Genomic DNA, 21820 nt, shown 5'->3' with positions numbered 1-21820 from the left:
CCAGTCCAATCCCGCCCCACCTAGCGGCTCGGCGCCGCCGAGGGCGGCTCCTTTCATCGCATCGAACCAGGACACCAAACTGGCGCGATTGGAGTAAATTTGGCGAAATGGACAGCGCGTCATTTCAGCCATTGACACCTTAAGGGCTTTACATAGAGCCCTAGCCGCCTCAAGGATCTTCCTCGCTACACCACCAAGGGGAGGGGATTCATCAGCATGACACCATCCAGCAAGAGATTCGCTTTCACCGCGGTCACCGCAGCCCTGATTGCCGGAGTCCTTACTCCTGCCTCGCCGGCCAACGCAGAGGAATCCGAGCCTACAGAATGGGGGATGGCCGCTATCGAGGTAGACCCTACTTCGACGTCGGTCACCCCGATGAGCGCCAAATTGGTTGGCGGCGGGGTGTGGAGCTATGGAACGGAGCTGACCTCCAGCGGAAAACGCTGTTGGTCACACTACTACCACGACTCAAAGAAGCACTCAGCGACCGCCAAAATATCCGTGTTCAGCACTAAGGTTTATGCATCGGCTGGAAACACAGCCAAGGCTAGCGAGACCTGGGGCGCCGCGTACACGTGCTACGTATACTGGGGCGTATACTAGAATTCACAGAATCATCAGCATGGGGGTCCCTCAACTATCCGTGGCACGCCGCCGAATTTTTCCGGCTAGAACATCGAGGAAACTCGGGCGGACCCCCACTAGGCTGGCCTGGCCAGCGGTTCCCGTTTAGAGCAAACATCGTTTCTTCACTTCATCCGGGGCAACCCTAGACCGTCTGGATACTGAAAAGGACTCTGGGACATAGTGCTCTCATCTCGCCCCTCCATTTTTGCAGTCGTGATCGCGATAACGAGTGGTGTGACACTCGGAGCCCTGGCACCTCTATTGGGTACTGTTGAGACCTCAACTGGGCACGCTGCGCACCTTGTCCTAGCTGCCGGATGGTCCTGGGCGGCCTTGGCCTTTTGTGTCGGCCTGGCGCGTAAATCAAGGGTGGAGTCTGCAATATTTTCTGCTTCATCCTTGGTTTCAGCCATTATCGCCTACTACATAACAAAGTTGGGACAAGGCGAATTCCTGACAGCGGTTCCACCGTACGAAGGGACACAGATCCATTGGTACGGATTCCTGTCAAAGACGATTTTTTGGTGCCTAGTCGCTGCCATCCTGGGCCCCTTGTTGGGGTTGGCTGGGAACCTGGCGCGCAATCCAGGTATTCGCACTCTTCCCTGCAGAGCCCTTATTCCTTTTATAGCCATAGTGGAAACAACGGAGCGACTCCACGTCGAAGCTTCATTGCAAGGTGAAGTGGCTAGTACGACTTGGGCTATTGTCCGCCTCATAGCCGTGGCAGCGTTCATCACAATAGTGGTGCAAGTGGCAATTGATCGAGGGCCGCAACCATCCGTCAGGCGACGCTAGATCTTTGCGGTGCCCCTCTGGATCAAGGGCAGCGGCAGCAACGGTAGCGATGGTGCTCGCGGGGTCCATACTCGGGGGGACTGCAAGCGCTGCGCCGGGACCGACTGAAGCACGGATTGCGTGCGGGGGTTTACGTAGTCTGCCGGGCCCGACAATCGCAACCAGTGTCCGTACCGTTGCGCAAGACACCAATGGCTCGACTACCGCCCAGATTCGGGCGGGATACGTGAACGGCGTCCAATACGGGTGGGCTCGCGGGCTGAATGTTCCTCCCGGCATTGGGTCTTGTTCGACATTGATATTGACGGTGACCGCGTTGGGGAGTGCTACACCTTCAATAGCTCAAGTGGCGCATCCGTCTGGACGTCCGGAACGGTAGGGGAAAGGGCTGACAAACTCATGATGAGTTCGCCCGCCAGCCGATTGGCATCGTGCCCAGAGGCCCGCGCGAGCCGGAACGCTCACGCAGTCTGATCAGATCGCATCTCGTCAAAGACGGGAAGCCATGGCCCGAGGCCTTGAAGCGCCCGTACAGCAGCTTCCGCTAGATCCGGAGAGTATGATTTCTGCTTTTTGAGGCGGCTTGCCTCATCATCAGCGAGCTGCCTACCAGTGCTTCCGTCGATAAACTGTTCAAAAAATGGACCACCAAACTCGAATTGCGTCTTATAGACCGGGATTGGCAGCTCGACGGCAGGTGCCCAATTACCCAGCACCCGCCATGTGCCGTTCTTGATGGATAGATCCATCGTTTCGATGGTGAAGACCGGCCGAGCTCGCTTTAGGTATGAAAAGTCAACATTCTCAACGGTTTCCGGCCGCCCGGGATAGATGACCGCCAGAATGTTACCTCCACCGAATTTGAGGATGACACGCCCTACAGCTGGCTTCCCGCCCGCCACAGGAATAAGAAAGACATCATTTTGTCGGTATTTCACGGGCATGAGATTGTGCCTCCAGCTGTCTTGTAGCGATCGTCAATCATTTGGACACGCTTGATCTCCAAGAGGCACTCTCCACGGTCGGCGCGCATCCGGCTCTCGTCAAGCACACGTCCAACTCGGTTCCTGGCTGTGCCCGAACATCCCCACGCCCGCCCCAGACCGCTCCTCCGCCCGCGCACCGGGACAACTCCGCCGACATCAGCTCCAATGTCCACGGCGAATCCACCGCTCGCAGCAGGTCCAGCATTACCGTCCGCCACGAGCAACCACGCAACCACCGCGACCGACAGCCCCTCATCGACCGGTCAACGGCGGGCCCGGCCACTGCGCCATACCGCGTCCTTGCCCTCGCGTTCATTGATGCTCTGGCTCTTGATCAAGCGGGCGCCGGGCCTCGAGCTTCCCCCAGCCTGGCGGACTCTGCCGCGTAACTCATGAGGGTGATGGAGTTGGCCGGACGACCACTATTCGTTCTCGCCCTGTACGAGTTTGACCAGCAGTTCCGCGTCGCGCAGATCCGACAACACGACCTCGGCGCCGGCGTTTCGAAGTACCGCTTCGTCGCTGCGTCCAGTTGCCACGGCGATGACCCGTACACCGTTGGCGTGGGCGCCTTCCACATCGGCCGGTGTGTCTCCGATCAGCACCGCGTCCTTGGCCGTTGTGTTCGCGCGGCGCAGGGCGAGTTTGACGAGTTCGGCGCGGCTGTCGTTGTCCTCGCCGTATGCGCCAAGTTCCCACCGGATGTGTCGGTCCAGTCCGAAGACCTGAAGTTTGATCTCGGAGACTGGGCGGATGTTGCCGGACACCACTGTCTGCCGGATCTCAACTGCGTCGAGGGCGTCGAGGGCGGCGGCGGCACCGGGTAGAGCGTGACCGCGCTCGCGCAGGTGCGCGGTTCGCTTGAGGTGTTCTTCTGTCAGAGCGCGAGCGAAGCGTTCGAAGTCGGTTCGGTCGGTGGTCAGCCCGTGCAGTTTTGCGGTCTCGCGGAAGATGACCGGCTCCGTGATTCCGTCGATCTTGGCCTGCTCGCGCATGACCTGCCCTGTGGTCTGCAGGAACGCGGCTGCCGACAGTTCGCGGCCCACGCCGCGCGTGTCGATCAGCGTATGGTCGATGTCCCACAAGATCAGTCGCGGCATGGCGCCTCCCGAACTACCCACCCATCGCTGGGCTTTTACCGGTCACCTGAATGTGCGCGGACCACCCGCCCGCTGAAGCACTCCGTTCTACGCTGACGGTACGAGACGCGAGTGGGGAAGGGGGCAAAACGGTGATCGCACCGAGACTGCCCATGGGCCAGAAGGTCAAGTATTACCGCCGCAAGAACGGCAACCGAACCCAGGCGGCCATCGCTGGGCTGTGCGGCATCACCGAACGCTACCTCCAGCAGATCGAAGCCGGGCAGAAGGTGCCCTCCGCTGACGTGCTGTCCCGTCTCGCCGCCGAACTCGGTGTACCGCTGGCCGCCTTGCTCTGCGAGGACGGCAGCGAGGAGTCGACCGTCCCCCACACCGCCGCGCCCGCGGTAGCTCGCGCCCTCATGGGCTACGACCGTCCTCGCAGCGCGGATCCCGCGAGCCCGTCGGAGTTGCGGGAACGGGTGGAGCAGGTGTGGCGGACCTGGCAGTCGTCGAAGGACCGGTTCACGGCTGCGGCTCTCGTCCTTCCCGATCTGATCGGTGATGTCGAGCATGCCGTGCGAGTGCACCGCACCGGGCCCGATGCCCAGGTGCGGCGTGAAGTCCTGCGCGTGGCAGCGGATTTGTATGGGCTTTTACGGTCGTACTGTCGCCGCGCCGGGCGGCTCGATCTGTCGCTCATGGTCGCCGACCGGGCGATCCGGGCCGCCGAAGACGCCGATGACCCGGTGCGTATCGCCGCAGCCCAGTGGAATCTGGGCCACGTCCTGCTGTCCCACGACGAGCCGGGAGCCGTCGAGGAAGCCAAAGAGGTTGCGCTGCGCGCCGTCGAGCAACTGCGACAGGCGTCGGTGACCGATGAGGCCAAGGCCGTCGAGGGGGCCCTCGAACTGGTCGCCGTGGTCTCCGATGCCCGCCGTCGTCGTTGGTGGCAGGCCCGTGCCCGGCTCGAGCAACACGCTGTCCCGCTCGCCCGGCACGTCGGTGAGGGAAACGTTCAGTGGACCGTGTTCGGGCCGACCAACTGCGCTTTGCACGCGATGAGCATCGAGATGCTTGCCGGCGAGGCGTCCGAAGGACTGCGCCTCGCCGACCGGATCGATACGCGTGGCCTGCCCAGCCGGGAGCGGCGCTTCACCTTCGGTCTCGAACTGGCCAGGTGCCACGACCTTCGTCGCGAGGATGCAGCCGTCCTTGTCCACCTGCTGGACCTGGAGGACATCGCTCCTGAGGATCTGGCGCGCAGCCCTCTTGCGCGCCACATGATCCTGGACCTCCAGCAGCGGGTCCGCCCCACCTTCCGCCGCCAGGTCAACGATCTGGTTCAGCGACTCGCGCTTGTCTGATCACGAACTCGCGGTTCACCCGAACTCTCAGTTCGGGTAGCCGTGTTGCTTCCGTCCTACCTTCGCCGCATAGCGCAGCGAAAGACGGGACGACAGATGATCAGCGATGCGGAACTGATGTTGACCGCGGCCGGGCTGCGGCTGGTGGCCGCTGGTGTCGCATGGGACGCCGTGAAGGTGCAACGGCATCGAGGCGTCCGTGCGATCGAACTACTCGAAGAGCCCGGCGCCGTGGCCGTAGATCCGGCTCACCCCGAACCCTTGCTGTACTTCTTCGTCCCAGCGGGCAGCGCCGCCCAGTGGGACGTTCTGGACACGCAAGCATTGGGCTCGAACGCATACGTGGTCCTGCCACCGGATCATGCAGAGGCGCCGCCCGGCCCCTACTGGCTCATTCCTCTCCAGCACGGGCTTACAGCGGCCTCGGCGCTGCGCCAGGCGCTCGAGTCAGCCAAGTGAATTCCGCTCACCCCGCGATCCGCATCAGCGCAGGTTTCATGCATACCGCGGCCAGAACAGGCGCGCCGGACACCGTGCACGAGCACCTAGCCGAGGCGCGGCACAGCGGACTCGTCCTCGTCGACCAGCACAACCGCAGCCGTCATCTCCGGGAGCTCCCGTGAACCCTTCGCCCCAACCCACCGAACCCCCTGCACTCATGGAAATCGGCGGTCAGCCCGCGTACCGGTGGGAGGACCGGCTGAAGGCGGATGAGTTCGTCGGGTCCAACGTTCGGTTGCGGGTGCGGCCGCGGCTGACGGTGGTGCGCTGGCCGGGCAACATCGACATCGCGACCCGTGTCTGCGGCCACCTCATGGACAACGTCGCCCGGCACGCGAAGCTCTTCCCGGACCGCATGGTCCCCATCCGGCTGACCTGCCCGAGCCGACACGGCGATCTAATCATCGAGGTCGACGACGCCCTCCCGGATTTCCCGGGCTTTGACGAGATCGTCAGCCAGGGCACCGACGGCTACCCGCCGGTGACGGGCCTGTGGTGGATCGCCCACGCCAAGGGGCGCCTGGCCTGGGATCTGCTGCGCAGCGACGACGGCGAGGTCATCGGCAAGACCGTGCAGGCCGTACTCCCGCCGTCGCCCTGACCGCGCCGAATCACCTTCCGCACCGCCCTCTCGCCATTCATCCACACCCGTTGCTGAGGATTGTCATGTCTGACGGCGTATCCCCCGCCACCGCCGCAACCCCCCGCCGGCACAGGAGGAGACGGGGCGATCCGGTGCACCGCGCCCTGCACGATCAGATCCGCGCCGCAGTCTTACCGCCACGATTGGTGGACGGCGCCTTACTCGGCTCCGCCGCCCTCACCTGGTGGACGGCGCCAGTCCCGGTCGGGAGCATCCTTGGCGCGCTGGCCTGCGGCCTGGGCGTGAGCGGTCTGATCGCTTGGGAGCGTGCGCGGTCGGCGTCCCGGGCCGTCCAGCACTACTTCGGCGGCCAGTTGGCGGGCGTGCAGGACGCTATCGCCGAGGTGGAGAAGGCCACGCAGGCGGCGGTCGATGCGCTGCTGCGCGGGGAGGGGATTCCCTCCCCGTTCGTGTTCGTGGCGGCGTCAGACGATGAGCCTGCGACGTCGGAGACGAAGCGGCTGCTGGGCGAACTGCAGGAGCGGGTGGTGTGCTCTCTGGCCGAGGTGCATGCCAGTCGGCAGTCGGCGGTGCTGCTGCAGGTCCTGCGCCGCCTGGCACAGCGTGAACACTCCCTGGTGGAGAAGGCGCTGACCGCGCTGTCGGATCTGGAGGGCGCGACCGACGACGCCGAACTCCTGCACCGGATCTACCAGCTGGACCACCTGGTGACCCGGATCCGGCGACAGGTGGAAAGCACCGGTGTGCTGGGAGGCCAGTCGCTGCGCGCCACCAGGCGGCCGGCGTCGGTGTCGGTCGTACTGCGTGGCGCGGTCTCAGAAGTGGTGGCCTACCCCCGCGTCGACGTGGTGGCCGGCCAGGCCGGCACCTCAATCGGGCTGGCCCCGCAAGTGGGGCCGGACCTGTCGCACCTGTTGGCCGAGCTGATCGAGAACGGATGCCGGTTCTCCGCCCCCGAGACCCGGGTCATGGTGCGGGCGCAGCCGGTTCCGGTGGGGCTGGCCATCGAGGTGGAGGACCGCGCCCTGCGCATGCAGGCGCCCCTACGGGCGCAGCTGAACCAGCTGCTCGCCGCGCCGGACACGATCGACGTCAGCGACCAGGTGCGCCGGGGCCACTTCGGTCTGCTCACTGCTGCCAAGATCGCACAACGGCACGGCCTGACGGTCACCCTGTCCGAAAACGTCCTCGGGGGCACCACCGCCCTGGTCGTCATCCCCCGCCGCCTCCTCGTCCCCATCCAGCCCGACGACGTCGAGGAACTGACGGCCCCCAGCGCGCCCGCCCCCGTGCCCCAGACCGCGGCGGGACCCACGCGCGTTCCCGCTCCACGGCGTCCCGACCCGGCTCCTGCTCCGGCTGCGGCCGTGGGTCCGACCGGGCTGCCGCAGCGGAAGAAGGGGGCAGGCCTGCCGCCTCCGGGGGCGTCTGCGGCGGTGCCCACGGGCGCCGCTACGGCGGGGCTGGCGGGTGCCTTCCGCAGCGCCTACCGCGCCGCCCACGACCCCGCGCCGCCGCACCAGCCCCCGGCATCCCGCTAACCCCTTCCCCACCCTCTCTTCTCTTCTTGGAGTCCTCCGCATGCTTCCGCACAGCGAACCCACCACCACACCCGACGGCACCGGCGAGCACCGGGAGTCGATGGCCTGGCTGTTGCGCGAGTTCGTGAACGAGGTCGCCGGTGCCACCCATGCGGTGCTGGCCTCGCGCGACGGCGTGGCCTTACTGGACAGCGACATCGACAGAGACTGGGCCGACGAGCTGGCCGCGGCCGTGTGCGGCCTGGCGTCCCTGGGCGGCAGCATCACCGGACCCCGCCACGAGAAACACCTGCCGCGGCAGATCATCATCGAGCGCCCGGACTCGCTGATCTTCATTCAGTTCGCCGGCCGCAGTACCGCCTTCGGCAGCCACAACGGTATCGGGCAGCAGTTCGTCGACACCGTGCTGTGCGTGGTCACCACTCCCGAGGCCGACGCCGGCACCGTGGGCTTCGAGATGGGGCGCCTGGTCACAGCGTTCGAACCCCACATGCTGACCCCGGCCCGTACCCTCCCGGCCGACAGCACACGATGACACCGCCCCCGCGGCGCCCTTCGGTGGCGGCCGATCCGGACACGACGGCCTTCGTCCGACCCTACGCACTCACCCGGGGCCGTACCCGGCCGCAATACCGGCTGCGCCTGGAGTCGGTGATGCACCCCGGCACCGGCCGCCCGGGACCCGGGCTGCCCGAGGAGTGCGGGCGGATCACGGCCCTGTGCCGGGCCCGGCCGCGCTCCGTCGCCGAACTGGCCGGCACCCTGGGCTGCGGCCTGACCCCCGCCAAGATCCTCATCAGCGACCTCCTGGCCGCCAACGTCCTCGTGCCGGGCGCCGCCGGCGGAGCGTCCGATCCTGACCAAGCTCTGCTGCTGCGGCTGCGCGCCGCCCTGACGATGAAGTGGCTCGATGAATAGTCCACAGGCGCGAACTGACGCTCCCGCAGCACACGGGCACGCCGAGGCCGGTGCTGAGCGCACCGTGTTCAAGGTAGTGATCGCGGGTGGGTTCGGGGCCGGGAAGACCACTGCGGTCGGTGCGATCAGCGATATCCCTCCGCTGACCACCGAAGAGCGGCTGACCGAGGCGAGCGTGCCGGTCGACCGCCTCGACCACGTGGCGTCCAAGACGACCACGACGGTGGCCTTCGACTTCGGCCGCGTCGGCTTCACCGACCCGCACCCCTTCGAGCTGCTGCTGTTCGGCACGCCCGGCCAGCAGCGGTTCTCCCACCTCTGGTACGACGTGTGCAGCGGCGCCATCGGCGCCGTCGTCCTCATCGACACCCGCCGGCTGGAGGACAGTTTCCTGGCGGTGTCGTTCTTCGAACAGATCCGACTGCCGTTCATCATCGCGATCAATCCGTTCGACGGCGCCCACCTGTTCCCTCACGAGGATGTCCGCCAAGCCGTCGACATCGCCCCCGACATCCCGGTCTTGTGCTGCGACGCCCGCGAGGCCACCCAGGTCGCGGCCGCACTCGTCACCCTCGTCGACCACGCCCTTACCCGCCTCCCCACCTCACTCCCCTTGGACATCTGATGGCCTACCAGCACCCCCTCATGCCGTCCCTCACAGACGTCGGCCTCACCGGCGCACGCCCGCTGTCCTCCCCTAGCGAGGCGGTCATGGCGCCGCCCGGCATGCTGCCCCACCAACCCTCCTCGATCAGCGCCGCCACCGCGCAGCTACTCGCGGTGGAGCAGGCGCGCCACGAGGTGATCGCACGCTTCGGCATCGCCCCGGCGGCTGACGATCGCATGGACCAGCTGGCGCGGGAGATGGCTAAACGGACCGGGCTGGCCTACGGCTTCGTCAACGTCTTCTGGTCCCAGCAGTCGTTCATCGGTCTGCATCAGCCGCCCCCGGACAGCGGGCTGATTCCGGTGGGCCGCAGCATGAGCCGCCGCCACGGCTGGTGCCCGGAAGTCATCGCCCGCCAGAAGGCACTGCCGTTACCTGACGTGTACGCCAGCCCCCGCTTCGCCGGCAACCACGTCACCGACGCCCTCGGCATCCGCGCCTACTTCGGCGCGCCCCTCATCGACACGGACACCGGCATCGCATGGGGGACGGTGTGTGTCATCGACCCCGAACCCCGCCCCCTGGCCCAGGCCCAGCGCCTCCTCGACATCGTCAAGGACACCGGCACCACCGTGGTGCAGACCCTGACCGCCCCTGCGCCAGCCCGCTGATCCCGTTCCAGCCGCAGCCGTCAGGTGAGCCTTCAGGGAGAGGGACCCGCCCATGTCCATGCCCGCCACACCCCACAGCCTCGACCGGTTCCTCACGCCTGCCCACAGTGCACTCTGGGAAGCCGTCGACGACTTCGCCACCCAAGAGATCCAGCCTCGGGTGGAGCGCATGGAAGGTGCCCCGCAGCGCGTGGACCGGAAGATCGCCCGGCTGTTGGCCGGTCGCCGCTGGTTCGGCGTCACCGTGCCCGAGGCCTTCGGCGGCATGGCGTCCGGGCACGTCGCCAAGACGATCTTGATCCATCGTCTCGCCCGTGTCTCCGGCGCGGTCGCCGCGATCCTCCAAGCCAGCCTGATCCCCGTTGCCGCTCTGCTGTACTACGGCACCGACGAGCAGCACGCTGCGCTGCTGCCGAGCACGGCCGACGGCAGTGTGCTGATGTCGATCGCTGTGACCGAGCCGGACCAGGGCGGCCACCTCGGCGGCATGACGACCGCAGCCGAGTGGGACGGGCGCGCCTGGGTGCTCACCGGGGTCAAAGCCCATGTCGGCAACAGCCACATCGCGGATCTGCACGTCGTCGTCGCCCGCACCTGCCCCACCGGCACGCGCACCTCGCGCGCCTTGACGGCGTTCCTCGTCCAGGGCGATCAGCGTGGGGTGAACAGCGTGCCGCACAGCGCCAAGCTGGGACTGCGCGGCTTCAGCTACGGTCAGATCACCTTCGACCAAGTGCGCATCTCCCCCAATGACGTACTGGGGGAAGTCGGCCAAGGCTTCGAAGTCGCCCAGTCCAGCAGCATCCTGTACGGCCGGCCCAACCTGACCGCCCTCTCCCTGGGGCTGCACGAGAGGGCCGTCTGTCTGACTGCCCAGTACGTCAGCAAGCGCCCCCGCTACCAGGGCAAGCTCGCCGACCTCAGCGTCATACAGGATCGGCTCGGCCAGATGTCCGCCCGGCTGCTCATGGCCAGGATCCTGGCGTATCACGCGGTCGACATGCTTGATCGTGGCCTGCCCTGCGATGACGAGCTCCTTGCGTCCAAGGCCCTTGGCCACGATCTCGCCTCCGAGACAGGCAACGACGCCATGCAGTTGCATGCCGCCAACGGCTTGGACGTGGACTTCCCCATCGAGCGCGTCTGGCGGGACATGCAGACCACCTACGCACCCGCCGGGACCGGTGAGGTCCAGCGCCGGCGCCTCGCCGAGAACCTCCTCCAGCAGGAGGAGAAGGCCGGTGCGCGCACTGCGTGGTCCGTGTTGCATGCCGGGCGCTTCCAGCCCCCCATCGTCGACCAGCCAGTCGGCGTCTAGGAACGCCCGCGCACGGTCACCCCCGTGGCTCCCAAGGACCGTGCGCGGGTCCCACGTCTCACGCTCGGCACTCCCCGTGGCCGAGCGCGAGACACCAGCCCGGCGCGGGGCCCATCGACGTTCTCTCCTTTATGGGAACGCCGAGACTGTGCTCCGCGCCGGGCGTCCACACTGCCTTTGTGACTGCTCTTGATCTGGAGAAACGCATGTCCATTGGATGCCTCGCCCCCGGTGAGATCCCACAGCCCGTCGCGGTCATCACGGGCGGCTGGGCCAAGGAGCGCGACCGGTCGCTGATGAGCGGCAGGGAGGTCGCCGACACCCTGACCACCATGGGGTTAGCACCACGGGTCATCGACTTGGAGGACGACCGCGAGATCCTCGTGGAGCGCCTGCATGGCGTGGGCCTGGCGTTCCTGGCGATAGCGGGGCGTGGTGCGGAGGACGGCCGGCTGCAAGGGCTGCTGGAGACGCTCGGCGTGCCGTACACCGGGTCAGGAGTGCTGGCCTCCGCCCTCGGCATGAACAAGCTGGCCGCCAAGACGATCGTGGCCTTTGCGGGAGTGCGCGTCCCGAAGGGCTGCCGCGTGGACGACGAAGCGAAGGCGGAGACGGAAGCGGCACGGATCGCGGAGCTCCTGGGCCTGCCCGTGATCCTCAAGCCGGTCAGCGAGGGAGGCTCGATCGGGCTGCGCACCGCGCACACCCAGCACGACGTCGTGGACGCCATCCTCAGTTGTGCCGGCGAGGACCTGATGGCTGAGGTCTACCACCCGGGCCGCTCGGTCAGCGTGGGCGTCCTGGTCGACCTGGCCACCGACACGGCGCGCGTGCTGGCGCCGCTGGAAGCGGAAACCCCGGACGGCGTCTACTCGTTCGCCGCGAAGCGCGGCGGCGACTGCACCTACTACTGTCCGGCCCGCGTCGAGCCGGACACGGTGCGGGCCCTGCAACTGCAGGCAGTCACCGCGCACCGCGCCCTGCGCTGCCACTCCTATTCGCGGCACGACTTCATCGTCACCGACAGCGGTGAGGCCCTGTGGCTGGAGGTCAACACCCTGCCGGGCCTCACTCGCACCGGGAACCTCGCGCGCATGGCGGACGTCGATGGCATCGCCTACGAGGACCTCATCGCCCACATCCTGCGCGGCGCCTGCATCGACCGCCGCGCCCACGCGTGAGACGGGGGCCCACCGTGTCAACGATGACGTCCCATGACGTGCTGTACGCGGTCGAGAGACTGCGCGGCATTGCCGTGCGCACCCCGCTTCTCACCTCTGCGGCATTCGACGACCTCGTGGGCCGCAGGGTCGTGGTCAAGGCGGAGAACCAGCAGCGCACGGGATCATTCAAGTTCCGCGGCGCCTACACTGCGGTGGCCGCACTGAGTGAGCGCGACCGCGAGGCCGGCGTCATCGGCGCTTCTTCCGGTAACCACGCCCAGGCCCTGGCCCTCGCCGCCCGCCTGCTCAACACCAAGGCCACCGTCGTCATCCCCGCTGACGCACCCAGCGCGAAGGTGGAGGCGATCGGGGTGCTCGGCGCACGGATCGTCACCTACGATCGGCGCAACGACCGCCGCGACACCCTGGTCCATCAGATCGCGTATCGCGATCAACTCACCGTCGTGCCCTCGTCGGACCATCGTTCAGTCATTGCGGGCGCGGGCACCGTGGCGTGGGAGATGCTCCAGGAGACGCCCGATCTGGTGGCCATCCTCGTGCCCGTCGGCGGCGGCGGCCTCGCCGCCGGCACTGCCCTCGCCGCTCAAGGCCACAACCCGAGGCTCACGGTGATCGGTGTCGAGCCTGCCACCGCGAACGACACACACCTTTCCCTGCGGGCCGGCAAGAGGGTACCGATCCCCCCGCCGGCCACCATCGCAGACGGCCTGCGCCACACCGAGCCCGCACAGCTCCCCTTCGAGATCAACAAAAAGCTCCTGGCTGACGTAGTCCTTGCCCCAGAAGCCTCCATAGCCGACGCGATGGCCCACCTCCGGCGCGACTACCGCACCACCGCCGAGCCCTCGGGCGCGGTCGCCCTCGCCGGGCTGTTGCGGGCCGCTGACCGCCTTCCGGACGGACCGGTCGGCGTGGTCGTCTCCGGAGGCAACGTCAACTGGAGCACCTACCGCAAGCTGCTGGACATCGCCATGGACCGAACAGGACGGACACCCCATGCTGCCCCTGTGCTGCGCTGACTCCACCGACACCGCACCCCGCCCCGTTCACGCCCCGGTGCCGATCGTCACCCAGTACGCCACCGCGGACCTGATCGGCCACATCGCCTACGACGGCCACGACCCGGCCCACGACTGCGCATGGGATACCACCGGAGCCCCGACCCAGTCCGCTTACGCCCGCTGGTGCCGGCACATGTGCGGCATCGCCTGCCTGCGCATGGCGCTCCTGCACCGCGACGGGCAGGCCCCCAGCCTCTTCAAGCTCCTGACCGGCGCCCGCCACTACAACGCCTACGTCCAGCAGACAGGCGGGGACATCAAGGGACTCATCTACGCGCCCTTCGCCCAGTACGTGCAGGCCACGCACGCCCTTTGGCCCTCGGTGCACCCCGAATTGGACGTGCGCGGGCTCGTCACCCTCCTGGACGCAGGACACATGGTGATGGCCTCGGTCTCCAAGGAGATCCGCCGCCCTGAACTCGAGCCCGAGAAACGGGGCGGGCACCTCGTCCTCGCCATCGGCCACCAGGACGGCGCCATCCACTTCCGCAACCCGTCCGGCCACACCCCGCAGGCCCGCGAAGCCGCCCTTCCCGTCGACCACTTCAAAACCTTCTTCGGTGGACGCGGCATCTCCCTGAACATGCTGGCCTCGCGGCACCGCGCGGCTCGCCCCCTCGCCTCCCAGGCGCCGCGACGGTGAGGTAGACGCGGGCACCGCCCATGGAGGAACGGGGCGCGCGTGCTGGCCGACACGCACGGGTTGCTGACCTACCTCCCCTTCCGCGGCCTCGTCGTGACCGCGTGTCAGCCGCACAGCCCGGTAGCGTCACAACCAATCGCCTGATCAGGGAGAACACGTTGCATCCCACGTCCTTGACCGAGATCGCCAACTTCGTCAGCGGCCGCCTCCCAGACGTCCTCGATCCCGAAGCGCACGTCAGCCAGCCCGCTGTGTTCGACTCCCGCGAAGCCGCGCCGAGGTCGCTGTTCATCGCCCTCCAGGGCGAGCACACCGACGGGCACGCTTACGCCGAAGCAGCCGTCAACAAGGGTGCTGTCGCGGCCCTGGTCACCCGGCCCGTCGATGTCCCCGCCATCGTCGTCGACGACGTCCTCGCCGCGTTCGGACGCCTCGGTCGCCACCTCCTCAACGGTGCGCTCAGGCGCGCGCAGGTCGTGGCCATCACCGGTTCGGCCGGCAAGACGAGCACGAAAGACTTCATTGCTCAAGTGCTGCCCGGCAACGTCGTGGCCACGCCTCAGTCCTTCAACAACGAGATCGGTCTCCCGCTGACCATCACCATGGCCGACGAGCGCACAGGCTTCCTGGTCCTGAAGATGGGCGCCCGTCACATCGGAGACATCCGCGAACTCACCGAGATCGCCCAGCCGGACATCAGCGTCGTCACCAATGTCGGCACCGCTCACCTCGGCGAATTCGGCAGCCGCGACAACATCGCCCAGGCCAAGGGTGAGATCGTCGAAGCGCTCCCCCGGGCAGGGCTACTCCAGCTATAGATCGTGATCTTGGTCGTGAATGGGACCGCCGCTGAGCGGCCTGCATGCGCTGAGGTGGCCGTCCCGGCAGATCACTTCCCGGGGCGGGCGATGGTGATGTCGATGGCGCCGGCGTCTGGCCCCGGCGAGTCCACTGCGACACACACGTTGTACTCGCCGCGGTCGCCCACTCGATGCACGAAGCGGGTCAGCTGCTCGACATCGCCGACTGCGATGCGGCCGTCAGGCAGCAGTAGCGAGCCGTCGAAGACTGTGGTGAAATCCGGGTCGGGCCCTTCGGCTTCCGGCGCTTGGGGCTGTGTGAAGAGACGCACTTTGATCAGTCCCCTCTGAGCTCGAACCCGAACAGCCACATGGGTGTCGCAGCTGGCCGCGGGCGCAGACGCCAGAGCGAGGGAGACTGGAACCCAGTCGGTCGCTCCCAGGTGCAGCACGGGGTGATTCACATAGATGTCGACGCCGGCGACCTGCATGGTGCTCCTCATGCTCGCAATAGGTGCGGCCACCGTTGATCATCGGCGCGTGAAGACAAACGATCATGCTGTGGCCGCAGGTCACAGAGTAGACCCGGCTTGCTGGCAGGAGGCGTTCGAGGCACCTATGGGTCGCATGGCCGGCCGGTTCACTTGGGTTGAGTCCCTGCGCCGGACCGGGCGGCTGGTGCTCGGGCTGCTGTCGGACCTGCCGCGCAAGAATGCTGGAATATCGCCGAGTGGGCCGGGGAGACCAGCCCGTATGGCATGCAGCATCTGCTGTCCAGGGCCGTCTGGGACGCCGACGCCGTCCGCGACGACGTACGTGAGTACGTTCTCGAACGCCTCCACCACCCGCCAGGCCCTTGCCGCCGACCTGATCACCGAGGTCCGCACATGGGACATGAAGCTGAAAGACAACGGCAAAGCCATGGCGGCACTGGTCGCAGAGTCCGGAAGCCGACTGACCGACACTCCGGGCATCGCAGCTATAACCGCCGCCCACCTCTTGGGCCGAACCGGAAACCCCACTCGCTTCCCAACTGCCAGTGCCTTCGCCCAGTACGCTGGCACCGCCCCCATCGAGATAGCCAGCGCCGGCCGCGCACACCACCGCCTGTCAAGGCGCGGCGATCGTCAGCTCAACGCGGCACTCCACACTGTCGCCATCACGCAGATCCGCATGCCCGGCACTCGAGGTCACGCCTACTTCCAGGCCAAAGTCGCAGAAGGCAAGACACCCAGGGAAGCACAGCGCTGTCTGAAGCGCCGCCTGGCTGATCACGTCTGGCGCACGATGGTTGGCGACCAACGCCGCCGCACCCGAACGACGGGCCCAGGAGGACAATCGGGGGCGACTACAGCATCCAGCGCGATCGACCCAACCCCGACGGCCGACTCTTCGGACAAGTCACTTCCCGGACCCGCCGAAACCGAGCCTACGCAACCGCACCAGACACCGTGACAAACACAGAGGCACCCAAAGGCACCGACCTGTCCGTCCACACTCGCGAACACCTGAACGCGGTCGCCTCCGAACTGAACAGCAGGCCCCGCAAGACGCTTGGCTGGGAAACGCCGACCGAGCGCCTGTCTACACTGCTCAAGGCCCAACAGAGCCGGTCGTCGGCTTTCCGTCGACACGCGCCACAACCGCGGCAGGGGGAGCGGTGAGAGTACCTGCGGAGCTGGTCGGCACCCGTGTCACACGCACGGCCTTCGACCACCAGGTCCGGCTCAGCTTCACCGATCACGCCCCAGACGGCCGCATCCGCATCGAGGGCGAGCTCGTCATCGAGACACCGTTCACCCTCAAGGACCCCTCGGGCCACCAGGCCCTACTTATGCCAGCCACTGGCCCGTCCTTGGCGCCGGTACTCGACCTGTTCGCCAAGTGCGTCACCGAAATCGAGGTCACAGGGCAAGGCACCTTGTCTCTCGGCTTCGACGACGGCACTCGGCTCAGCATCGAGCCAGACCCCGACTACGAGTCGTGGAACCTCACCGGCTCAGGAATCGATCCCGTCCTAGTTGGCCCAGGCGGCGAGACCGACTGGCAACACTGATCATCGCCGTGCCCGAAACCGTTGCGGCACTCAACCTGTTGCAACGACCGCTGGAATCCGCCCACCGACCCCGACCCCGACCATAGACCAGACCATGCAGGTCAGCGGGCTGCGCAATCGGCCGGTCATTGCGCAGCAGTCGAAGCCAGCCACCACTGCGCAGGTGCGCAGCCTGCGCACCGCCCCTGGACGGTTACTCTCGCTTTCACTCGAGGTCTGGCCGCCGCGTTGGGCTCCGCGGCGGGCGGTGCCCTGTTGTGGTGGCTGACTGCTCGGTGAAGTGGTGCGAAGGTGCCGACGCCTGCGTCCGCTACCTCACCGGCATTCTCGACCAGCTTCGCTACGACACCGCCGCATAACCAGTCGGTCTCAACAGCGGCTCGTGGTCGGTGAGCGTCTGAACTGCCGTTTCCGCAGTGCTGTCCACTCGTTAGTTCAGAGGTTGACCGGTGACCATTGAGCGGGGGCTGGGATGAGTCGGCGATGGAGTGTGGTCTGGGCGCTGTGCGCGGCTGCGGCAGTGGCTCTCATACTCATGTGGTGCCAGTGGGACGAGAGCGCTGCCGCGACGGCCAGTTCGGTGGTGGCGGCTGTGATCGGGCTGTTCGGTGTACTGGCTGTATGGGCGTGGCGTCGCGATCCGCGGCGGGGGCATTCCAGCAGCGGTCAGCTGGCGGATGCCACCGCGGTGCTCGCGCGGTTGGTGAGCAGGCAATGGCAGGAGGAGGCGACGCTCCGGCAGCTGTTCGACCCCTCCCCCTTGTCTGTGGTGTGGTCCGACTGCCCCGAGCCCGGAGTCGGTGACCATCGCCAGCTGATCGGTGTGCCCTTCTCCTGCAATGTGGACCGGGTGGAAGAGCTCGCCACAGCTTTCCGGTCCCTGCCCCGACGCAGGCTTGTCGCTCTGGGACCGGCTGGGTCGGGCAAGACCACGTTCGCCGTGCTCCTCACGCTTGGGCTGCTGCGCACCCGGGAGGAGAACGACCCCGTACCAGTGCTGTTGTCGCTCACTTCCTTCGACCCTGCCCGTGAGAGCGCTCAGAACTGGCTGTGCCGCCGCCTTGTCGCCGACTACCCCGCACTAGCCGACGCTGAAGCGTACGGTCCGACAGCTATCCACGACATGGTCTCCGGGCACCATGTCCTACCCGTCCTCGACGGCCTGGATGAACTGCCTCCACCGGCTCACACCGCCGTCCTGGCCGCCCTCAACGACACCTTGGACACCCGCACTCCGCTGGTGCTGACCTGCCGTACCTCCGCCTACGTCGCAGCGGTCACCCACGTCGGCGTCCTGACCGGCGCCGCCGTCATCGAGCCCACCCCCGTACGATCCGCCGACGCCTTCGCGCTCCTGCGCCTGGCCACATCACCGGGCCCACGCCACAGGCAATGGGACGAACTCGCCCGGCACGTGTCCGACAACCCCGACGGACCGGTAGCCAGAGCAATGGCCAGCCCCTTGATGGTCGGCCTCGCCCGGGTCGTGTACGCCGACTCGGCCGACGACCCCTCCGAACTCGCCGACCATGCTCGCTTTCCCACCAGGTCCGCCGTCGAACAGCATCTGTTGGACGCCCTCGTCCCCGCCCTCTACATGCGCGCCCAGGGCCTGCAACCCGCCGGAAACCGCTGGGATCCGGCGCGCGCCCATCGCTATCTCACACACCTCGCCGCCGGCCTGCGGCACCAGGACACCCACGACCTGGCCTGGTGGCAGCTGTACCGCTGGACACTCCTGTCTCACGCCTGGAGCCGGGCCGCACTGTGGGCCACTGCCACCATCACCTTCATCTGGGCGGGGCATCTGCCATACAACCTCACAGCCTCCGACCCCGCGGACATGCCTTCGGACGTCGTGCTGTGGTACAGCGGCGCAGTGGCACTGGCCATGGCGTGCATGCTCTGCGTCACGGCATGGCTGGCGGCCAGACACCACGCCCGGGCCGCTTCGCTGCCGTCAGTGCTCCTGATCGCCGCGTGCGGCTACCTGGCTCATTCCACTCCCAAGGCCCTTGGCCACATGGCCAATACCGGCGTCTGGGCCGGGGTGCAATACATCATGGTGGCCAGCACCCTCTACGGACTCTCCTACCTGGCAGTCCTCTACACCGCTGGGAGTCCCTCACCTCCTGACATGCCCAGCCGCGGCAGACTCGGGACGCTCCACTGGCGCCAACGGTCACCCCGCGCGCTGGCCACCATCGCCGCTACGGCTGTCCTCACCGGCGCCGCGCTGAACATTCATATCGTCACTGTGGCACCCTGGCTCCCTGTCGGAGTGGCCCCGGACTCTGTCTCGCCCCTTCATGCCTGGGCATACGGCCTGACCGCGGGCCTTCTCTTCGGCACGGTTCAAGCGCTGCTTCGCTGGATGCGCCACACCGTGTCCCCCGACGACCGCATGACCGCAACCTCCTCGATCCGGGCCGACCGGTTCATCTCCCTACTCACGGGCGCCGCGGGAGCAGTCCTGATCACCCTGCCCGACATCCCCCTCGTTATGAGCGCCGCGGACGTCTTTCCCAAGGAGCTGAACACGGCGTTCGTCGTGGCCGGGTACGCGTGCAGCAAGCTGCCTGTCGTGGGCCCAGTCGGCCTGATGCTCGCCCTAGCCGCCTGCGCCTGGCCGTACTACACCACCGCACGCATCCTCCTAGCGGCCCGAGGCCAACTGCCATGGAGGTTACAGTCCTTCCTGTCCGACGCCCACCGCCTCGGCATCCTGCGCCAAGTAGGTCCCGTGTACCAGTTCCGCCATGCCCACCTACAGCGCCGCCTCGCCGACCGCGCACACCTGCCCCACCCTCGCACCACCCAAAGGCCCGCACGATCACGTTCCCGAACACCCTGCTGAGTCCAGGACTGTCAAACGACTGGCCCTGTCTCACATTCGGTGGTGACGGAGCGTCATCCCAAATATGCCTGGTCCGAGCTCCGAGGAAAGCAGTCGCAGACGGGTCGTCGAGCGGAGCGTGCATGGTGTCGACGGTTGCTTCACTCATGCTGGTCTGGGGGTGTTACTGCCTGCCACGGCAGCTACTTACCGTTACCACCGAATGCGAGACAGGGTCACTCGTTTGACAGTCCCTCCGGCCGATCATGCGGCTGACCGAGGACCGGTCCGATCCGGGAGGTCAGGAAACGAGGGAGCGCCGGGCCGGGGGAATCTTGGCGTGCTGGCCCTGGTAGAACATGATTGATGGGTATCCAGGAGCGCGAGCGTAAGGTGTACCGGCCGCTGCGGCGGGCCGGCCTTGAGGTGATTCCGAACGCCGTGCCGGACGGCACGATGCCGTTCGTCTTCGGATACGGTCCCGAGGACATCACTGGTGGCTTCTCTCACCGGTACGAATCCCCACGGCTCGTCGAGCGTCTCAACGAGGACTGGTATGACCTGGCGGTCTCCTCGGGCCTTTTCGACCACCGGCGTGAGTTCCTCGTCCTGCTTCCTCACGGCACCCACACGCACCAGGCCGTCCTGCGTAAGCAGAACCAGCACTATGGCCGCCGTGCCGCACCGGCGGTCTGGACCCGGGTCCGGCTCCTGGACCGCTGGGACATCATGGGCCGGGGTGCGGCATCGGCGTTCCTCGGCATACACGGCCACCCGGGCTTCGGCATGATGGCTCTCGACGGCAGCGTGTACGTCAGTGCCTCGACGGGCGAGATCGGCGTCGACGTGCGCGCGGTGGCCCACCCGGACCGCTCTCAGAACATCTTGCAGTACCTGGAATGGTACGCACATTGGGACTATCCCCTCGCCGACAAGGAGGAGCAGAAACGGATCGCCGTCTGGCTCGCGGGCCGCGCACCGGGGACCGTCAGCCGTTCCGACCGATGACCACGCGGTCCCCCGCGGCGATGTCGGCAAGATTGTCGCCCTCCAGCTGATCATGTGACTGCTCCGTTGCCGAATCGTTCACGTGGTCATGGGGCGGGGCGACCTGACGGATGCCGAATGGGAACGACTTCGGCCGTTCCTGCCGGTCAGTAACGGTCGTTGCGGCCGGTGGCGGGATCACCGGCAGGTGATCAACGGGATTCTGCACCGGGTGCGGACCGGCGTGCATTGGCGTGACCTGCCTGAACGGTTCGGCCCGTGGAAGACGGTCTATGAACGCCACCGCCTGTGGTCGGCCGACGGAACCTGGGAACGCCTACTCCAGCAGGTCCAGGCCGAAGCCGATACCGCCGGGGAGATCGACTGGGACATCTCGGTCGACTCCACCATCGTGCGTACACATCAGCACGCCGCCGGCGCCCGCACCGAACCACCGCCGACTCCCGCCTCAAAGGGGGCCGCAGCAGCAGAACACCAGGGCGAAACGCTGTGGCGGAGCCTCGTCGCCCGCCTGGTGGAGGTGGTGCAGAAGGTGAGGGCTTGGGCCGCTCGCGGGGCGGGTTCACCACCAAGCTCCATCTGAGTGCGGACGGCCGTTGTCGCCTGCTGTCTCTGATTATCACCCCGGGACAGCGGGCGGACTGCACACAGTTCGAGCCGGTGTTGGAGAACATTCGTGTTCCGCGGATCGGGCCGGGCAGGCCGCGGAAGACGCCTGACAGCCTCGCGGCGGACAAGGCGTACAGCAACGGCCCCTGCCGCGAGTACCTGCGTCGTCGGGGCATCCGGCACACGATCCCGGAGAAGACTGATAGCCAGGCTGCCCGCTTACGCAAAGGCTCTCGCGGCGGACGGCCACCCGGTTTCGACGAAGAGCGGTACAGGAAACGCAACACCGTCGAGCGGGCAATCTGAAGCCTCCCCTTGATCGTGGACACCTGGAGACTGGGACCTGAGGTTCCAGAGGAAGTAGCACCAGGTGGGAAGCAAGTACACGAAGCGGTACATCGAGGAGTTCAAGCGGGACGCCATCGCGCTCGTCGACTCCTCGGGCAAGACGGTCACCGCCGTGGCCCGGGAGCTCGGCATCAGCTCCGAGTCCCTTCGCGGCTGGTATCGCCAGGCCAAGGCAGACCAGGGGGAGGGCCGCCCTGGCGAGCTCACCACGCAGGAGCGTGAGGAGCTCAGGCGGCTGCGCAGGCAGAACGCCGA

At 66.9% G+C, this 21820-nt stretch carries 24 protein-coding genes and 4 pseudogenes; 25 read left to right on the top strand and 3 right to left on the bottom strand.

What is annotated here, in order from left to right:
* The first annotated feature begins 216 nt into the window (after positions 1–216).
* Together ACIOHP_RS44935 and ACIOHP_RS44930 are read left to right on the top strand one after the other, a co-directional pair.
* Positions 217–606, top strand: a complete 390-nt coding sequence (locus ACIOHP_RS44935) for a lactococcin 972 family bacteriocin (RefSeq protein ID WP_401896842.1) — start codon at positions 217–219, stop codon at positions 604–606.
* A 204-nt stretch (positions 607–810) separates the two neighbouring features.
* A complete protein-coding gene (locus ACIOHP_RS44930) occupies positions 811–1428 on the top strand; it encodes a DUF6518 family protein (RefSeq protein WP_401896841.1) in 618 nt (205 codons plus the stop codon).
* Positions 1429–1889: 461 nt separating this feature from the next.
* Here ACIOHP_RS44930 and ACIOHP_RS44925 read toward each other — a convergent pair whose 3' ends face one another.
* Together ACIOHP_RS44925 and ACIOHP_RS44920 are read right to left on the bottom strand one after the other, a co-directional pair.
* Complete coding sequence (locus ACIOHP_RS44925; RefSeq protein WP_401896840.1) at positions 1890–2372, bottom strand: hypothetical protein; 483 nt, start codon at positions 2370–2372, stop codon at positions 1890–1892.
* A 464-nt stretch (positions 2373–2836) separates the two neighbouring features.
* Positions 2837–3514 carry an HAD family hydrolase gene (locus tag ACIOHP_RS44920; RefSeq protein ID WP_401896838.1) on the bottom strand — a complete coding sequence of 226 codons (678 nt, stop codon included), beginning with the start codon at positions 3512–3514 and terminating at the stop codon, positions 2837–2839.
* A gap of 152 nt (positions 3515–3666) precedes the next feature.
* Between ACIOHP_RS44920 and ACIOHP_RS44915 the strand changes: the two genes are divergently transcribed.
* The 14 genes and pseudogenes from ACIOHP_RS44915 to murF all read left to right on the top strand — a co-directional run.
* A complete protein-coding gene (locus ACIOHP_RS44915; protein ID WP_401896836.1) occupies positions 3667–4860 on the top strand; it encodes a helix-turn-helix domain-containing protein in 1194 nt (397 codons plus the stop codon).
* A 96-nt stretch (positions 4861–4956) separates the two neighbouring features.
* Positions 4957–5319, top strand: coding sequence for a hypothetical protein (locus tag ACIOHP_RS44910; RefSeq protein ID WP_401896834.1), 363 nt, complete (start codon positions 4957–4959; stop codon positions 5317–5319).
* A gap of 38 nt (positions 5320–5357) precedes the next feature.
* Complete coding sequence (locus ACIOHP_RS44905; protein WP_401896832.1) at positions 5358–5483, top strand: hypothetical protein; 126 nt, start codon at positions 5358–5360, stop codon at positions 5481–5483.
* A 35-nt stretch (positions 5484–5518) separates the two neighbouring features.
* Positions 5519–5962, top strand: a complete 444-nt coding sequence (locus ACIOHP_RS44900) for a hypothetical protein (RefSeq protein ID WP_401896830.1) — start codon at positions 5519–5521, stop codon at positions 5960–5962.
* Positions 5963–6150: 188 nt separating this feature from the next.
* Complete coding sequence (locus ACIOHP_RS44895; protein WP_401896829.1) at positions 6151–7506, top strand: ATP-binding protein; 1356 nt, start codon at positions 6151–6153, stop codon at positions 7504–7506.
* A 40-nt stretch (positions 7507–7546) separates the two neighbouring features.
* A complete protein-coding gene (locus ACIOHP_RS44890) occupies positions 7547–8041 on the top strand; it encodes a roadblock/LC7 domain-containing protein (protein WP_401896826.1) in 495 nt (164 codons plus the stop codon).
* Positions 8038–8424: a DUF742 domain-containing protein gene (locus ACIOHP_RS44885; RefSeq protein WP_401896824.1), complete on the top strand. Its 387-nt coding sequence runs from the start codon at positions 8038–8040 to the stop codon at positions 8422–8424. Before ACIOHP_RS44890 ends, ACIOHP_RS44885 begins: the two co-directional genes overlap by 4 nt.
* Positions 8425–8488: 64 nt before the next feature.
* Positions 8489–9049 (top strand): GTP-binding protein, encoded by a 561-nt coding sequence (locus tag ACIOHP_RS44880; RefSeq protein WP_401896822.1) that lies wholly within the window; start codon positions 8489–8491, stop codon positions 9047–9049.
* Between the two features lie 20 nt (positions 9050–9069).
* A complete protein-coding gene (locus tag ACIOHP_RS44875; RefSeq protein WP_401896820.1) occupies positions 9070–9702 on the top strand; it encodes a GAF domain-containing protein in 633 nt (210 codons plus the stop codon).
* 52 nt (positions 9703–9754) lie between these two features.
* A complete protein-coding gene (locus tag ACIOHP_RS44870) occupies positions 9755–11020 on the top strand; it encodes an acyl-CoA dehydrogenase family protein (protein WP_401896818.1) in 1266 nt (421 codons plus the stop codon).
* Between the two features lie 206 nt (positions 11021–11226).
* Positions 11227–12201 carry a hypothetical protein gene (locus tag ACIOHP_RS44865; protein ID WP_401896816.1) on the top strand — a complete coding sequence of 325 codons (975 nt, stop codon included), beginning with the start codon at positions 11227–11229 and terminating at the stop codon, positions 12199–12201.
* Positions 12202–12239: 38 nt separating this feature from the next.
* Positions 12240–13223: a threonine/serine dehydratase gene (locus ACIOHP_RS44860; RefSeq protein WP_401896814.1), complete on the top strand. Its 984-nt coding sequence runs from the start codon at positions 12240–12242 to the stop codon at positions 13221–13223.
* A complete protein-coding gene (locus tag ACIOHP_RS44855) occupies positions 13201–13908 on the top strand; it encodes a C39 family peptidase (protein WP_401896813.1) in 708 nt (235 codons plus the stop codon). The genes ACIOHP_RS44860 and ACIOHP_RS44855 overlap by 23 nt, the downstream gene beginning before the upstream one ends.
* A 173-nt stretch (positions 13909–14081) precedes the next feature.
* Positions 14082–14723 (top strand): annotated as a pseudogene (gene murF / locus ACIOHP_RS44850) (UDP-N-acetylmuramoyl-tripeptide--D-alanyl-D-alanine ligase); the annotation flags it as partial.
* 74 nt (positions 14724–14797) lie between these two features.
* Here murF and ACIOHP_RS44845 read toward each other — a convergent pair.
* Positions 14798–15199, bottom strand: a complete 402-nt coding sequence (locus ACIOHP_RS44845; protein ID WP_401896811.1) for a hypothetical protein — start codon at positions 15197–15199, stop codon at positions 14798–14800.
* 127 nt (positions 15200–15326) lie between these two features.
* Between ACIOHP_RS44845 and ACIOHP_RS44840 the strand changes: the two are divergent.
* The 9 genes and pseudogenes from ACIOHP_RS44840 to ACIOHP_RS44800 form a co-directional block, all read left to right on the top strand.
* A pseudogene (locus tag ACIOHP_RS44840) lies at positions 15327–15550 on the top strand (IS701 family transposase); the annotation flags it as partial.
* On the top strand, positions 15462–16163 hold the full coding sequence (locus tag ACIOHP_RS44835) for a transposase (RefSeq protein ID WP_401896809.1): 702 nt from the start codon (positions 15462–15464) through the stop codon (positions 16161–16163). The pseudogene ACIOHP_RS44840 and the gene ACIOHP_RS44835, both read left to right, overlap by 89 nt.
* 14 nt (positions 16164–16177) lie before the next feature.
* Positions 16178–16372, top strand: a pseudogene (locus ACIOHP_RS44830) (hypothetical protein); the annotation flags it as partial.
* The gene (locus ACIOHP_RS44825; RefSeq protein ID WP_401896807.1) at positions 16369–16764 is read left to right on the top strand and encodes a DUF6188 family protein; all 396 of its coding nucleotides are present in this window, start codon (positions 16369–16371) and stop codon (positions 16762–16764) included. The pseudogene ACIOHP_RS44830 and the gene ACIOHP_RS44825, both read left to right, overlap by 4 nt.
* 520 nt (positions 16765–17284) lie before the next feature.
* Positions 17285–19621 (top strand): NACHT domain-containing protein, encoded by a 2337-nt coding sequence (locus ACIOHP_RS44820; RefSeq protein ID WP_401896804.1) that lies wholly within the window; start codon positions 17285–17287, stop codon positions 19619–19621.
* Positions 19622–19966: 345 nt separating this feature from the next.
* Positions 19967–20608 (top strand): hypothetical protein, encoded by a 642-nt coding sequence (locus tag ACIOHP_RS44815; protein ID WP_401896803.1) that lies wholly within the window; start codon positions 19967–19969, stop codon positions 20606–20608.
* Between the two features lie 88 nt (positions 20609–20696).
* Positions 20697–21040, top strand: a pseudogene (locus tag ACIOHP_RS44810) (IS5 family transposase); the annotation flags it as partial.
* 57 nt (positions 21041–21097) lie between these two features.
* Complete coding sequence (locus ACIOHP_RS44805) at positions 21098–21523, top strand: transposase (protein ID WP_401897022.1); 426 nt, start codon at positions 21098–21100, stop codon at positions 21521–21523.
* Between the two features lie 64 nt (positions 21524–21587).
* A partial coding sequence (locus tag ACIOHP_RS44800; protein WP_401896802.1) for a transposase occupies positions 21588–21820 on the top strand: 233 nt, incomplete at its 3' end.

The sequence above is a fragment of the Streptomyces sp. NPDC087859 genome (assembly GCF_044742595.1).
Lineage (GTDB): Bacteria > Actinomycetota > Actinomycetes > Streptomycetales > Streptomycetaceae > Streptomyces > Streptomyces canus_F.
Note: the sequence above shows the minus strand (reverse complement) of the source record. Positions and strands in the feature narration are given on the sequence as shown.

What these genes read in the sequence shown, in the direction of transcription:
- ACIOHP_RS44845 (WP_401896811.1), bottom strand. Translation starts at nt 15,199, where the DNA reads ATGCAGGTCGCCGGCGTCGACATCTATGTGAATCACCCCGTGCTGCAC.
- ACIOHP_RS44815 (WP_401896803.1), top strand. Translation starts at nt 19,967, where the DNA reads ATGGGTATCCAGGAGCGCGAGCGTAAGGTGTACCGGCCGCTGCGGCGG.
- ACIOHP_RS44870 (WP_401896818.1), top strand. Translation starts at nt 9,755, where the DNA reads ATGTCCATGCCCGCCACACCCCACAGCCTCGACCGGTTCCTCACGCCT.
- ACIOHP_RS44855 (WP_401896813.1), top strand. Translation starts at nt 13,201, where the DNA reads ATGCTGCCCCTGTGCTGCGCTGACTCCACCGACACCGCACCCCGCCCC.
- ACIOHP_RS44890 (WP_401896826.1), top strand. Translation starts at nt 7,547, where the DNA reads ATGCTTCCGCACAGCGAACCCACCACCACACCCGACGGCACCGGCGAG.
- ACIOHP_RS44835 (WP_401896809.1), top strand. Translation starts at nt 15,462, where the DNA reads ATGGCATGCAGCATCTGCTGTCCAGGGCCGTCTGGGACGCCGACGCCG.
- ACIOHP_RS44910 (WP_401896834.1), top strand. Translation starts at nt 4,957, where the DNA reads ATGATCAGCGATGCGGAACTGATGTTGACCGCGGCCGGGCTGCGGCTG.
- ACIOHP_RS44875 (WP_401896820.1), top strand. Translation starts at nt 9,070, where the DNA reads ATGCCGTCCCTCACAGACGTCGGCCTCACCGGCGCACGCCCGCTGTCC.
- ACIOHP_RS44885 (WP_401896824.1), top strand. Translation starts at nt 8,038, where the DNA reads ATGACACCGCCCCCGCGGCGCCCTTCGGTGGCGGCCGATCCGGACACG.
- ACIOHP_RS44865 (WP_401896816.1), top strand. Translation starts at nt 11,227, where the DNA reads ATGTCCATTGGATGCCTCGCCCCCGGTGAGATCCCACAGCCCGTCGCG.
- ACIOHP_RS44900 (WP_401896830.1), top strand. Translation starts at nt 5,519, where the DNA reads ATGGAAATCGGCGGTCAGCCCGCGTACCGGTGGGAGGACCGGCTGAAG.
- ACIOHP_RS44925 (WP_401896840.1), bottom strand. Translation starts at nt 2,372, where the DNA reads ATGCCCGTGAAATACCGACAAAATGATGTCTTTCTTATTCCTGTGGCG.
- ACIOHP_RS44905 (WP_401896832.1), top strand. Translation starts at nt 5,358, where the DNA reads ATGCATACCGCGGCCAGAACAGGCGCGCCGGACACCGTGCACGAGCAC.
- ACIOHP_RS44935 (WP_401896842.1), top strand. Translation starts at nt 217, where the DNA reads ATGACACCATCCAGCAAGAGATTCGCTTTCACCGCGGTCACCGCAGCC.
- ACIOHP_RS44915 (WP_401896836.1), top strand. Translation starts at nt 3,667, where the DNA reads ATGGGCCAGAAGGTCAAGTATTACCGCCGCAAGAACGGCAACCGAACC.
- ACIOHP_RS44920 (WP_401896838.1), bottom strand. Translation starts at nt 3,514, where the DNA reads ATGCCGCGACTGATCTTGTGGGACATCGACCATACGCTGATCGACACG.